The sequence below is a fragment of the Mycobacterium sp. NGS26 genome (genome assembly GCF_059813025.1).
The window spans coordinates 108,969-121,425 of sequence record NZ_JCALDU010000002.1 but is presented as its reverse complement, the minus strand read 5'-3'; the positions used below and the strand labels follow the sequence as shown (position 1 = coordinate 121,425).

Genomic DNA, 12,457 nt, shown 5'->3' with positions numbered 1-12,457 from the left:
TCGCCCCGTCAGGAGGTGGGTAGTGTGCGCGGTTTCCACTCGGGCCGAGCGGCCTCAAAGGATTCGATTTCCTGAAGTTTCCGCAGCGTGAGGGCTATATCGTCGAGTCCTTCGAGCAGTCGCCAAGCGGTGTGATCGTCAATCTTGAACGGCAGCACCGTCGTTCCCGCGGTGATATTTCGATCTTGAAGATTGGCAGTGATTTCCAAGCCCGGACTCGCCTCGATGAGCTTCCAAAGAAGTTCCACGCCGTCCTGGCTGACTTCGGCCGCAAGCAGCCCCGCCTTGCCCGCGTTGCCCCGAAAAATGTCACCGAATCGAGACGAGATGACCACCCGGAACCCGTAGTCCATGAGTGCCCACACCGCGTGCTCGCGCGACGACCCGGTGCCGAAATCGGGTCCCGCGACCAGAACCGAGCCTCGGTCAAAGGGGCTGAGGTTTAGCACGAATGACGGATCCGACCGCCACGTTGCGAACAAGCCATCCTCGAAACCGGTTCGGGTGACGCGCTTCAAATACACCGCGGGAATGATCTGATCGGTGTCGACATTGGAGCGTCGCAGCGGCACCCCGATGCCGGTGTGGGTGTGAAAGGCTTCCATGGTTTTACTCGGTCTTCCTCTGTCTTCCGTGGTTTGAAGTTGAATTCAGTTCAGGTCGGCCGGCGCGCACAGCGTGCCGCGGACCGCGGTTGCCGCGGCAACCGCCGGCGATACCAGGTGCGTCCGGCCGCCTTTGCCCTGCCGCCCTTCGAAGTTGCGGTTCGACGTCGCCGCGCAGCGCTCCCCAGGCGCGAGCTGATCGGGATTCATGCCCAGACACATCGAGCAGCCCGCCTGTCGCCATTCGGCACCCGCGGCGGTGAACACCTCGCCGAGTCCCTCGGCTTCGGCCTGAGCGCGCACCCGCATCGAGCCCGGGACAACGAGCATCCGCACGCCGGGGGCCACCTTGCGGCCGCGCAATATCTCGGCCACCGCCCGTAGGTCTTCGATGCGGCCGTTGGTACAGGAGCCGACGAACACGGCGTCGACGGCGATGTCGCGCATCGGCATGCCCGGTCGAAGGTCCATGTACGCCAAGGCTTTCTCGGCGGCCTGCCGCTCGCCCTCGTCGGTCATCAGCTCGGGATCCGGAACGCTCGCGGCCAACGGCACGCCCTGCCCGGGATTCGTTCCCCAGGTGACGAAGGGACTCAGCGACGTCGCGTCGAGGTAGACCTCGGTGTCGAACACGGCACCGGGGTCGGTGCGCAGCTGCTGCCAATAGCGCATCGCGGCGTCCCACTGCGCGCCGCGCGGCGCGTGCGGCCGATCGCGCAAAAACTCGTACGTGGTCTCATCCGGCGCCACCATGCCGGCCCGCGCGCCCGCCTCGATGCTCATGTTGCAGATCGTCATGCGCCCCTCCATGGACAGCGATTCGATGGCGCTGCCCCGGTATTCGATGACGTGGCCCTGCCCGCCGCCGGTCCCGATCTTGGCGATCAACGCGAGGATGATGTCCTTGGCCGTCACGCCGGGGGGCAATTGCCCGTCGACGTTGACCGCCATCGTCTTGAACGGCCGCAGCGGCAACGTCTGCGTCGCCAGCACATGCTCGACCTCGGAAGTGCCGATGCCCATCGCCAGCGCGCCGAACGCGCCATGCGTGGACGTGTGACTGTCGCCACAGACGATCGTCATTCCCGGCTGCGTCAGTCCCAGTTGCGGCCCGACGACATGCACGATGCCCTGCTCGATGTCGCCCATTGGATAAAGCCGGACACCGAACTCGGCGCAGTTTCGCCGCAACGTCTCGACCTGGATGCGCGAGACCGGGTCGGCGATCGGCTTGTCGATATCGATGGTGGGCACGTTGTGATCCTCGGTGGCCAGCGTCAGGTCGGGCCGGCGCACGCGGCGCCCGGCCAGGCGCAGGCCGTCGAACGCCTGCGGGCTGGTGACCTCGTGCACCAGGTGCAGATCGATGTAGATCAGGTCGGGCGAATCACCACCTCCGGAGACCACAACGTGGTCGTCCCAAACCTTTTCGGCCAGTGTGCGCGGGTTCGACATCTGTTTCTCTCGCTGGATGCTATCTCAGAATATGAGACGTTAATATCTTGATATGAGACAGCATAGCGGAATCGGCGTCCTCGACAAAAGCGTGGGACTGCTGCACACGGTCGCGGAATCCCCCTGCGGGCTGGCCGAACTGTGCGAGCGGACCGGGTTGCCGCGGGCCACGGCGTACCGGCTGGCGGCGGCCCTGGAGCTGCATCGCCTGCTGACGCGCGACGACGACGGGCGCTGGCGGCTCGGTCCCGCGCTCACCGAACTCGCGGCCCGCGTCAACGATCCGCTGCTGGCCGCCGGCGCGGCGGTGCTGCCGCAGCTGCGCGAAATCACCGGCGAAAGCGTGCAGCTGTACCGCCGCGAGGGCACCTCGCGGGTCTGCGTGGCCGCCCTGGAACCGGCTGCGGGCCTTCGCGATACGGTTCCCGTCGGGGCGCGCCTGCCGATGACCGCGGGCTCGGGGGCCAAGGTGCTGCTGGCCCACAGCGACGCCGCCACCCAGAAGGCCGTGCTGCCCGCGGCGAAATTCACCGAACGGGCGCTGGCCGAGGTGCGCCGGCGCGGTTGGGCGCAAAGCGTGGCCGAACGCGAGCCGGGGGTGGCCAGCGTGTCGGCGCCGGTGCGCGACGGCCGCGGCGTCGTCATCGCCGCGATCTCGGTGTCCGGGCCCATCGACCGGATCGGGCGGCGTCCGGGGGCGCGCTGGGCCGCCGATCTGTTGTCCGCGGCCGACGCGCTCACCCGCCGGTTATGAAGCGCGAGCAGACGCAAACGTCCCCATTCCGAGCCGAAATGAGGGCCTTTTGCGTCTGCTCGCGGGTGGCTTGACACACTGTCGCGATGGGAACCAATCAGCGCGCGAGCATCGTCATGTCCGAGGACGAGATCGCCGAGTTCGTAGTCAAGAGTCGCACCGGGACATTGGCCACCGTCGGCCCCGACGGGCAGCCGCACCTGACCGCCATGTGGTACGCCGTGGTCGACGGCGAGATCTGGCTGGAGACCAAGGCCAAGTCGCAGAAGGCGGTCAACCTCAAGCGGGATCCGCGGGTGAGCTTTCTGATCGAGGACGGCGACACCTACGACACGCTGCGCGGGGTGTCCTTCGAGGGCGTCGCCGAGATCGTCGACGATCCCGACGTCTCGCACCGGGTCGGGGTCAGCGTGTTCGAGCGCTACACCGGCCCCTACAGCGACGAGATGAAGCCGATCGTCGAGCAGATGATGAACAAGCGGGTCTGCGTGCGCATCGTGGCGCGGCGCGCGCGTTCCTGGGATCACCGCAAGCTCGGCCTGCCGCACATGCCGGTTGGCGGATCGACCGCGCCGGCCGTGCTCGCCAGTAAAAAGTAGCCCCGATGGGATTCGAACCCACGCTACCGCCGTGAGAGGGCGGCGTCCTAGGCCGCTAGACGACGGGGCCAGAACCGATCCGAGCTGCCAGCATAGCTCACCGGCATATCGCCACCTAATCGCTTGTGGTGGGCAGATTTTGCTGGGGTACCAGGACTCGAACCTAGAATGGCTGAACCAGAATCAGCTGTGTTGCCAATTACACCATACCCCATTGGCTGCCTATAACCGCTGGTAAGAGCGCATTCCGCGGACCAAACGAGTGTCCGCGGACCGCCGTCGCCAGCCGTCGTCGGCCTTTGCAAACCGCTGTGCAGACTACCAAAAACTCAGGCCGCGCCGTCGCGGGCGGCCCGCAGCCGCCGCAGGCTGCGGTCGCGGCCCAGCAGTTCCAGCGATTCGAACAGCGGCGGGCTGACCGTTGTTCCCGTCGCGGCGACGCGGATCGGGCCGAACGCCTTGCGAGGTTTGAGCGCCAGACCGTCGACGAGCGCGGCCTTCAGGGCGGCCTCGATGCGCTCCGCGGTCCACTCCGTCACGCCGGCCAGCGCGGCCAGCGCCGCGTCCAGCACCGGGGCCCCCGCCGGGCCGAGCTCCTTGGCGGCGGCCCTCGGGTCGATCGCGTACTCGTCGTCGTTGAGGAACCTCAGCAGCTCCCACGCGTCCCCGAGCACCACGATGCGCGTCTGCACCAGCGCGGCGGCGGCGGCGAACGCGGCGTCGTCCAGCCCGACGCGATGGCCGTGCGCGTCGAAGTACCCGCGCAGCCGGGCGGTGAAGTCGTCGGCGCCGAGCATCCGGATGTGCTCGGCGTTGATCGCGTCGGCCTTCTTCTGGTCGAACCGGGCGGGGTTGGGGTTGACGTCACGGACGTCGAACGCCGCGACCATCTCGTCGGTGCTGAACACGTCGCGGTCACCGGCGATCGCCCAGCCGAGCAGCGCGAGATAATTCAGCAGCCCCTCGGGGATGAAGCCCCGATCGCGGTGGGCGAACAGATTCGACTGCGGGTCCCGCTTGGAAAGCTTCTTGGTGCCCTCGCCCAACACCGTTGGCAGGTGGGCGAATTCGGGGATGCGCTCGGCGACCCCGATCCGGATCAGCGCCCGGTACAGCGCCAGCTGGCGCGGGGTCGACGGCAGCAGGTCCTCCCCGCGCAGCACATGCGTGATCTTCATCAGCGCGTCGTCGCACGGGTTGACCAAGGTGTACAAGAATTTTCCGGGGTCTCCGCTCGCCCGGGTCAACGCGAAGTCGGGCACGCTGCCCGCCGCGAACGTGGTCGGCCCGCGCACCAGGTCGTCCCAGTGGAGGTCGTCGTCGGGCATCCGCAGCCGCACCACCGGCTTGCGGCCCTCGGCGAGGAACGCCGAACGCTGCGCCTCGGTCAGCTCGCGGTCGAAGTTGTCGTAGCCCAGCTTCGGGTTGCGGCCGGCGGCGATGTGCCGGGCCTCGACCTCCTCCGGCGTCGAAAAGGCATGGTAGGCCTCGCCGGACGCGAGCAGCTTCGTCACCACCTCCTGGTAGATGTCGCCGCGCTGCGACTGCCGGTACGGGCCGTACGGCCCGCCGACCTCGGGCCCCTCGTCCCAGTCCAGGCCGAGCCAGCGCAGCGCGTCGAGCAGCGCCAGATAGCTTTCCTCGGTGTCGCGCGCGGCGTCGGTGTCCTCGATGCGAAAGACGAAGGTGCCGCCGGTGTGCCGCGCGTAGGCCCAGTTGAACAGCGCGGTGCGCACCATGCCGACGTGCGGCGTGCCGGTGGGCGACGGGCAGAACCGGACTCGTACTGTCACGACTTTCCTTTGCGCACTACGGGATTGGTGAGGGTGCCGATTCCCTCGACGCTGACCGAGACGGTGTCACCGTGCTCGATGGGACCGACACCGGCCGGCGTGCCCGTCAGGATCAGGTCGCCCGGCAGCAGCGTCATCACGGCCGAGATGAATTCCACGATGGCGCCGACGTCGTGGATCATCAGCGAGGTACGGCTGCGCTGCTTGACTTGGCCGTCGACCTCGGTGCACAGTTCGAGGTCGCTCGGGTCGAGGTCGGTGACGATCCAGGGGCCGACCGGGCAGAAGGTGTCGTGCCCCTTGGCCCGGGTCCATTGGCCGTCGGCCCGCTGCTGGTCGCGCGCCGACACATCGTTGGCGATGGTGTAGCCGAGAATATTGGCGGCGGCCTGCGCGGCCGGCACGTCCTTGCACGGACGGCCGATCACCACCGCCAGCTCCCCCTCGAAGTGGACCGGTGAGGCGTTGGCGGGCAACCGAATCGGCACGTTTGGTCCGATGATGGCGGTGTTGGGCTTGAGGAATATCACCGGATCTTCCGGTGCCGGGCCCGTTTGGCCGCCCATCTCCGCGATGTGGTCGGCGTAGTTCTTCCCGACGCAGACCACCTTGCCCGCCAGCATCGGGGCCAGCAGCCGGATGTCGGGCACCGGCCACGATCGGCCGGTGAAGGTCGGCGTGCCGAACGGGTGCTCGGCGATCTCGCGGGCGACCATCGCGGTGGGATCGTCCAGCTCGCCCTCGATGCTGACGAAGGCGACCCCGTCCGGGCTGGCGATTCGTCCAAGGCGCATTCGGGTCAGCCTAGTGAAATGGCAACTGACCCCTCGAACCGGTGTGCGAGCATGGGCGAATGCCGACCGACCCGAACGCGGCGGGCCAACTCAGCACCGGGGCACGCTGGTCGATCATGGTCGTCTCGCTCGGGGTGACGGCAAGTTCCTTCCTCTTCATCAACGGCGTCGCCTTCTTGATCCCCTCGCTGCAGTCCAGGCGCGGCATCCCGCTGGCCGAGGCCGGCCTGTTGTCCTCGATGCCGAGCTGGGGCATGGTCGTCACGCTCATCGGATGGGGCTACGTGCTCGACCGCGTCGGCGAGCGCATCGTGATGACCGCGGGCTCGGCGCTCACCGCGGCGGCGGCGTATGCGGCGGCGTCGGTGCAGTCGATGGTGTGGGTCGGGATCTACCTGTTCCTCGGCGGCATGGCCGCGGCGAGTTGCAACACCGCCGGCGGCAGGCTGGTGTCCGGCTGGTTCCCGCCGCAGCAACGCGGCCTGGCGATGGGCATCCGTCAGACGGCGCAACCGCTGGGAATCGCGTTGGGGGCGCTGGTGATACCCGAGTTGGCCGAACGCGGTCCGCGCGCCGGGCTGATGTTGCCGGCCCTGGTGTGCACGGTGGCGACGGTGGCCAGCGCGGTCGGCGTCGTCAACCCGCCGGGGAAGTCCCGGAAGACGGCCAGCGTGGCCGAGCTGGCCAGCCCGTATCGGGGGTCGTTGGTGCTGTGGCGAATTCACGCGGTGGCGGGCCTGCTGATGATGCCGCAGACGGTGACCGTGACGTTCATGCTGGTGTGGCTGATGAACCACCACGGCTGGTCGGTCGGGGCCGCCGGCGTTTTGGTGACGCTCGCGCAACTGCTCGGCGCGCTGGGGCGCGTCGCGGTCGGGCGCTGGTCGGACCGGGTCGGCTCGCGAATGTGGCCGGTGCTCGTCATTGCCGTCGCCGCGGCCGTCACCCTGTTCCTGCTCGCGCTCAGCGACCGGGTGAACTCGCGATTCGATGTGCCCCTCATGATCGCCATCTCGGTGATCGCGGTGCTCGACAACGGCCTGGAGGCAACCGCGATAACCGAATTCGCCGGGCCGTTCTGGAGCGGCCGCGCGCTCGGCGTGCAGAACACCACGCAACGGCTGATGGCGGCGGCGGGGCCGCCGCTCTTCGGTGCGTTGATCGCGGCGGCCAAATACCCGACCGCGTGGGCGCTTTGCGGGCTGTTCCCGTTGCTGGCGATCCCGCTGGTGCCGACGCGGGTGCTGCCGCCCGGGCTGGAGGCTACAGCGCGGCTCCGATCCGTTCGCCGACTTCGCTGGTGGAGAGGCGTTCTTGCGGGCGATTCGCCAGGTAGGTCGCGACCGCCCGGTCCACCCGGGCGGCGGCGTCGTCGTGGCCGAGATGGGCGAGCAGCAGCGCCACCGACATGATCGCCGCGGTCGGATCCGCGATGGCCCGGCCGGCGATGTCGGGTGCGCTGCCGTGCACGGGCTCGAACATCGAGGGGTTGGTCCGGGTGGCGTCGATATTTCCACTGGCGGCCAAGCCGATTCCGCCGCACACCGCCGCGGCCAGGTCGGTGATGATGTCGCCGAACAGGTTGTCGGTGACGATCACGTCGAAGCGTCCCGGGTCGGTGACCATGAAGATGGTGGCGGCGTCGACGTGCTGATAGGCCACCTCGACGTCGGGGTATTCCTCGCCGACCTCCGCGACGATCCGCGACCACAGCTTCCCGGCGAACGCGAGCACGTTGTTCTTGTGCACCAGGGTCAGGTGCTTGCGACGGCGCCGGGCGCGCTCGAACGCGTCGGCGACCACCCGGCGCACGCCGAAGGCGGTGTTGACGCTGACCTCGGTGGCCACCTCGTTGGGCGTGCCCGCGCGGATCGCCCCGCCGGTGCCGGTGTAGGGGCCCTCGGTGCCCTCCCGCACCACCACGAAGTCGATGTCGGGGTTCCCCGCGAGCGGGCTGCTCACCCCCGGATACAGCCGGCCGGGTCGCAGGTTGATGTGGTGATCGAGCTCAAAACGCAGGCGCAACAACAGGCCTCGCTCCAGCACACCGCTGGGCACCGACGGATCCCCCACCGCGCCGAGCAGGATGGCGTCGTGCTCGCGCAGCTCGGCCAGCACGGAGTCCGGCAGTAGTTCACCGGTGGCGTGGAAGCGGCGCGCACCCAGGTCGTAGTCCGTCTTCTGCACGCCCGGCAGCACCGCGTCGAGGACTTTGACCGCCTCGGCCACCACCTCGGGGCCGATGCCGTCGCCGCCGATCACCGCCAGTTTCACGACAGGTCAACGACTTCGAGCTTGTTGGCGCCCACCGCCTCCGCGATCGCCGACCGGACGTCGCCGGGCACGTCCTGGTCGAGCCGCAACAGGATCATCGCGAACGGGCCCTCGACATCCTCGGACAGCTGCGCCGCGTGGATGTTCACCCCGGCGCCGCCGAGCAACGTGCCGATCTTGCCCAACGCCCCGGGCTGGTCGACGTAATGGATGACCAGGTTCGTGCCCTCGGCGCGCAGGTCGAAGTGGCGGCCGTTGATCTGCACGATCTTGTGCACCTGCAGCGGCCCGGCCAGCGTGCCGGCGACGTTGACGGACGAACCGTCGGATCCGACCGCCCGTACGTCGACCACGCTGCGATAGTTGGGGCTTTCCGAGGCGGTGGCCAGGTCGGTGGTGACGCCGCGTTCGGCGGCCAGGGAAGGCGCGTTGACGAACGTGACCGGACCGTCGATGACGGCCGAGAACAACCCGCGCAGCGCCGAAAGCTTAAGCACCTCAACGTCTTCGGAGGCCAGCTCGCCGCGCACCTCCACCGACAACGACACCGGCGGCGCGTCGGACAGCGTCGCGACCAGCACCCCGAGCTTGCGCGCCAGGTCCAGCCAGGGCGCCACCTCCTCGTTGACCACGCCGCCGCCGACATTGACCGCATCGGGAACGAACTCCCCGGCCAGCGCCAGCCGCACGCTTTCGGCCACGTCGGTGCCGGCGCGGTCCTGCGCCTCGGCGGTGGAGGCCCCCAGGTGCGGGGTGACGACCACCTGCGGAAGCTCGAAAAGCGGGCTGTCGGTGCAGGGCTCGGTGGAGAACACGTCCAGGCCGGCGGCGCGGACGTGCCCGCTGCTCACCGCCTCGGCCAGCGCCGCCTCGTCGACCAGGCCGCCGCGCGCGGCGTTGACGATGATGACACCCGGCTTGGTCTTGGCCAGCGCCTCCTTGTCGATCAGCCCGGCCGTCTCGGGCGTCTTGGGCAGGTGCACCGAGATGAAGTCGGCGCGGGCCAGCACGTCGTCGAGGTCGAGCAGTTCGATGCCGAGCTGCGCGGCGCGCGCCGGCGCCACGTACGGGTCGTAGGCGATGACGCGGGTGCCGAAGGCCGCGATCCGCTGGGCGACCAGCTGGCCGATCCGGCCCAGCCCGACCACGCCGACGGTCTTGCCGAAGATCTCGGTGCCCGAGAACGACGAGCGCTTCCAGGTGTGTTCGCGCAGCGTGGCGTCGGCCGCCGCGATCTGTCGGGCCGCGGCCAGCAGCAGCGCGATCGCGTGCTCGGCGGCGCTGTGGATGTTCGAGGTCGGGGCGTTGACGACCAGCACGCCGCGCTCGGTGGCGGCGTCCACGTCGACGTTGTCCAGCCCGACGCCGGCCCGCGCGACGATCTTGAGCTTGGGCGCCGCCGCGAGCACCTCGGCGTCGACGGTGGTGGCCGACCGCACCAGCAGCGCGTCGGCCTCGGGCACCGCGGCCAGCAGCTTCTCCCGGTCGGGACCGTCGACCCAGCGCACCTCGACCTGGTCCCCCAGGGCGGCGACGGTTGATTGGGCGAGTTTGTCGGCGATCAATACAACAGGCAAGTTCACCCGCCCAGGCTATAGGCCGGGGTATCGGCTCTAATTGACCGGTGGACGTCACCGTTGTCGGCAGCGGGCCCAACGGGCTGACGGCGGCCGTGATCTGCGCCCGCGCGGGGCTCAAGGTGCAGGTCGTCGAGGCCCAGCCGACCCCTGGCGGGGGCGCGCGCACCGCGGCCGACCCGGAATTTCCCGGCGTCTCACACGACATCTGCTCGGCGGTTCACCCGCTGGCGCTGGCGTCGCCGTTTTTCGCTGAGTTCGACCTGCCCGGCCGCGGCGTGCGGCTGGCGGTGCCCGAGATCGCGTACGCCAACCCGGTGCCGGGCCGGCCCACGGTGATCGCCTACCGCGACCTGGAGCGCACCTGCGCCGAGTTGACCGACGGCGCATCGTGGCGGCGCCTGCTCGGACCGTTGGTGGCCGACTCGGATGCGGTCGTGGGATTGCTGCTCGGCGACAAGCGTTCGGTGCCGCCCTCGCCGCCGGCGGCGTTGCGCCTGGGCCTGCGGATGCTGGCCCAGGGCACCCCGGCGTGGGGGTCGCGGGCCGGCTTCCTGACCGGGGAGGAAGCCCGCACGCTGTTCACCGGCGTTGCGGCCCACGTGATTTCGCGGATGCCGTCGATGGCGGCGGCCGGCGCGGGGTTGATGCTGGCGACGCTCGCCCATTCGGTCGGCTGGCCGATTCCGGTGGGCGGCAGCCAGGCGATCAGCGACGCGCTGATCGCCGACCTGCGCGCGCACGGCGGCGAGCTGACCGTCGGCGCCGAAGTCACTTCTCCGCCAAGCGGTGTCGTCGCGTACGACACCGCGCCGACCGCGCTGCTTCGGATCTACGGCGACGCGCTGCCCGCTCGGTACGCTAAGGCGTTGCGCCGCTATCGTTTTGGACCGGGTGTGGCCAAGGTCGACTTCGTGCTCGGCGACGAGATCCCGTGGTCGGACCCGCGGCTGCGGGAGGCACCGACGCTTCATCTCGGCGGCACCCGCGAGCAGATGACACGGGCCGAGGCCGAGATCGCCGCCGGTCGCCACGCCCAGTGGCCGATGGTGCTAGCCGCCTCGCCGCACGTGGCCGACCCGGGCCGCATCGACGGCCGGGGCCGGCGCCCGTTCTGGACGTACGCCCACGTGCCGTCGGGCTCCGCCGTCGATGCGACCGAGGCCGTGACCGGCGTGGTCGAGCGGTTCGCGCCCGGCTTCCGCGACGTCGTGCTGGCGGCGCGTGCGGTGCCCGCCGCGCGGATGTCGGAGCACAACGCCAACTACGTCGGCGGCGACATCGGGATGGGCGGGAATTCGGCGTGGCGCGCGATCGCCGGCCCCACGCCGCGGCTGAACCCTTGGCGCACACCGATTCCCAAGGTGTATCTGTGCTCGGCGGCCACGCCGCCCGGCGGCGGCGTGCACGGCATGGCCGGCTACTACGCCGCGCGCACGTTGTTGCGCCGCGAATTCGGCTTGGGGATGCCGGCGTTGGGGCCCACCTAAGCCGCCGAAAGTGAAACTGTTGCGAGATCTGGCCGAAAGATTCGCAACAGCTTCACGCTCGGCGCGAAGAGGATAAGGGGGTCAGGCCGTTTCGGTGATCGGGCGGTCGACCCAGCTCATCAGGTCGCGCAGCTTCTTGCCGGTGACCTCGATGGGATGCTCGGCGTTCTCCTTGCGCAGCGCTTCGAGTTGCTTGTTGCCGCCCTCGACGTTGGCGACCAGCTTCTTGACGAAGCTGCCGTCCTGGATGTCGCGCAGGATCTCCCGCATCCGCTCCTTGGTGCCGGCGTCGATGACGCGCGGCCCCGACAGGTACCCGCCGAACTCGGCGGTGTCGGACACCGAGTAGTTCATCCGGGCGATGCCGCCCTCGTACATCAGGTCGACAATCAGCTTGAGCTCGTGCAGCACCTCGAAGTACGCCATCTCCGGCGGGTAGCCGGCCTCGACCATCACGTCGAAGCCCGCCTTCACCAATTCCTCTGTGCCGCCGCACAGTACGGCCTGCTCACCGAACAGGTCGGTCTCGGTCTCGTCCTTGAAGGTGGTCTTGATGACCCCGGCCCGGGTGCCGCCGATGGCCTTGGCGTAGGACAACGCCAGCGCCTGGCCGTTGCCGGTGGGGTCCTGCTCGACGGCGATCAGGCAGGGCACGCCCTTGCCGTCGACGAACTGGCGGCGCACCAGGTGCCCGGGGCCCTTGGGGGCGACCATCGCGATCGTGATGTCGGCGGGCGGCTTGATCAAGCCGAAGTGGATGTTGAGCCCGTGGCCGAAAAACAGTGCGTCGCCGGCCTTCAGGTTGGGCTCGATGTCGTTCTTGAAGATGTCGGCCTGCGCGGTGTCGGGCGCCAGCAGCATGATCACGTCGGCCCACTTGGCGACCTCGGCGGGGGTGTCGACGTCCAGGCCCTGCTCGGACACCTTGGCCCGCGACTTCGAGCCCTCCTTCAGCCCGACGCGCACCTGCACGCCCGAGTCGCGCAGGCTCAGCGAGTGCGCGTGCCCCTGGCTGCCGTATCCGATGACGCCGACCTTGCGGCCCTGGATGATCGACAGGTCTGCATCGTCGTCGTAAAACATCTCTAATGCCACTGCTGGACTTCTCCTTGTCTG

At 69.1% G+C, this 12,457-nt stretch carries 10 protein-coding genes, 2 tRNA genes and 1 pseudogene; 4 read left to right on the top strand and 9 right to left on the bottom strand.

The window, feature by feature from the left end; all coding sequences use genetic code 11:
- Positions 1-8: 8 nt before the first annotated feature.
- Positions 9-605, bottom strand: coding sequence for a 3-isopropylmalate dehydratase small subunit (gene leuD / locus AC5Y6X_RS06605; protein WP_499985419.1), 597 nt, complete (start codon positions 603-605; stop codon positions 9-11).
- A gap of 45 nt (positions 606-650) precedes the next feature.
- Positions 651-2,060 carry a 3-isopropylmalate dehydratase large subunit gene (gene leuC, locus AC5Y6X_RS06600; RefSeq protein WP_499985417.1) on the bottom strand — a complete coding sequence of 470 codons (1,410 nt, stop codon included), beginning with the start codon at positions 2,058-2,060 and terminating at the stop codon, positions 651-653.
- A gap of 52 nt (positions 2,061-2,112) precedes the next feature.
- On the opposite strand from leuC, the gene AC5Y6X_RS06595 reads away from it, so the two are divergent.
- Both AC5Y6X_RS06595 and AC5Y6X_RS06590 read left to right on the top strand, forming a co-directional pair.
- Positions 2,113-2,814: an IclR family transcriptional regulator gene (locus AC5Y6X_RS06595; RefSeq protein ID WP_499985416.1), complete on the top strand. Its 702-nt coding sequence runs from the start codon at positions 2,113-2,115 to the stop codon at positions 2,812-2,814.
- Between the two features lie 86 nt (positions 2,815-2,900).
- Positions 2,901-3,413, top strand: coding sequence for a pyridoxamine 5'-phosphate oxidase family protein (locus AC5Y6X_RS06590; protein ID WP_499985415.1), 513 nt, complete (start codon positions 2,901-2,903; stop codon positions 3,411-3,413).
- Here AC5Y6X_RS06590 and AC5Y6X_RS06585 read toward each other — a convergent pair.
- From AC5Y6X_RS06585 to AC5Y6X_RS06570, 4 genes are all read right to left on the bottom strand, one after another.
- Positions 3,411-3,483, bottom strand: a tRNA-Glu gene (locus AC5Y6X_RS06585). The two genes, AC5Y6X_RS06590 and AC5Y6X_RS06585, sit on opposite strands and share 3 nt — an antisense overlap.
- A 72-nt stretch (positions 3,484-3,555) precedes the next feature.
- Positions 3,556-3,627: transfer RNA gene (locus tag AC5Y6X_RS06580), tRNA-Gln, on the bottom strand.
- 115 nt (positions 3,628-3,742) lie between these two features.
- Positions 3,743-5,206 carry a glutamate--tRNA ligase gene (gene gltX / locus AC5Y6X_RS06575; RefSeq protein ID WP_499985413.1) on the bottom strand — a complete coding sequence of 488 codons (1,464 nt, stop codon included), beginning with the start codon at positions 5,204-5,206 and terminating at the stop codon, positions 3,743-3,745.
- The gene (locus AC5Y6X_RS06570) at positions 5,203-6,000 is read right to left on the bottom strand and encodes a fumarylacetoacetate hydrolase family protein (protein WP_499985411.1); all 798 of its coding nucleotides are present in this window, start codon (positions 5,998-6,000) and stop codon (positions 5,203-5,205) included. Before AC5Y6X_RS06570 ends, gltX begins: the two co-directional genes overlap by 4 nt.
- A gap of 59 nt (positions 6,001-6,059) precedes the next feature.
- Here AC5Y6X_RS06570 and AC5Y6X_RS06565 point away from each other — a divergent pair.
- A pseudogene (locus tag AC5Y6X_RS06565) lies at positions 6,060-7,130 on the top strand (MFS transporter); the annotation flags it as partial.
- Positions 7,131-7,263: 133 nt separating this feature from the next.
- Here the strand turns inward: AC5Y6X_RS06565 and AC5Y6X_RS06560 are convergent.
- Positions 7,264-8,274 carry a 3-isopropylmalate dehydrogenase gene (locus AC5Y6X_RS06560; protein WP_499985410.1) on the bottom strand — a complete coding sequence of 337 codons (1,011 nt, stop codon included), beginning with the start codon at positions 8,272-8,274 and terminating at the stop codon, positions 7,264-7,266.
- Positions 8,271-9,857 carry a phosphoglycerate dehydrogenase gene (serA, locus tag AC5Y6X_RS06555; RefSeq protein WP_499985408.1) on the bottom strand — a complete coding sequence of 529 codons (1,587 nt, stop codon included), beginning with the start codon at positions 9,855-9,857 and terminating at the stop codon, positions 8,271-8,273. The genes AC5Y6X_RS06560 and serA overlap by 4 nt, the downstream gene beginning before the upstream one ends.
- A gap of 41 nt (positions 9,858-9,898) precedes the next feature.
- Between serA and AC5Y6X_RS06550 the strand changes: the two genes are divergently transcribed.
- Entirely contained in the window at positions 9,899-11,341 is a 1,443-nt protein-coding gene (locus AC5Y6X_RS06550; protein ID WP_499985407.1) for a phytoene desaturase family protein, read from the top strand.
- Positions 11,342-11,422: 81 nt separating this feature from the next.
- Here AC5Y6X_RS06550 and ilvC read toward each other — a convergent pair whose 3' ends face one another.
- Positions 11,423-12,424, bottom strand: coding sequence for a ketol-acid reductoisomerase (gene ilvC / locus AC5Y6X_RS06545; protein ID WP_499986459.1), 1,002 nt, complete (start codon positions 12,422-12,424; stop codon positions 11,423-11,425).
- Between the last annotated feature and the right edge of the window lie 33 nt (positions 12,425-12,457).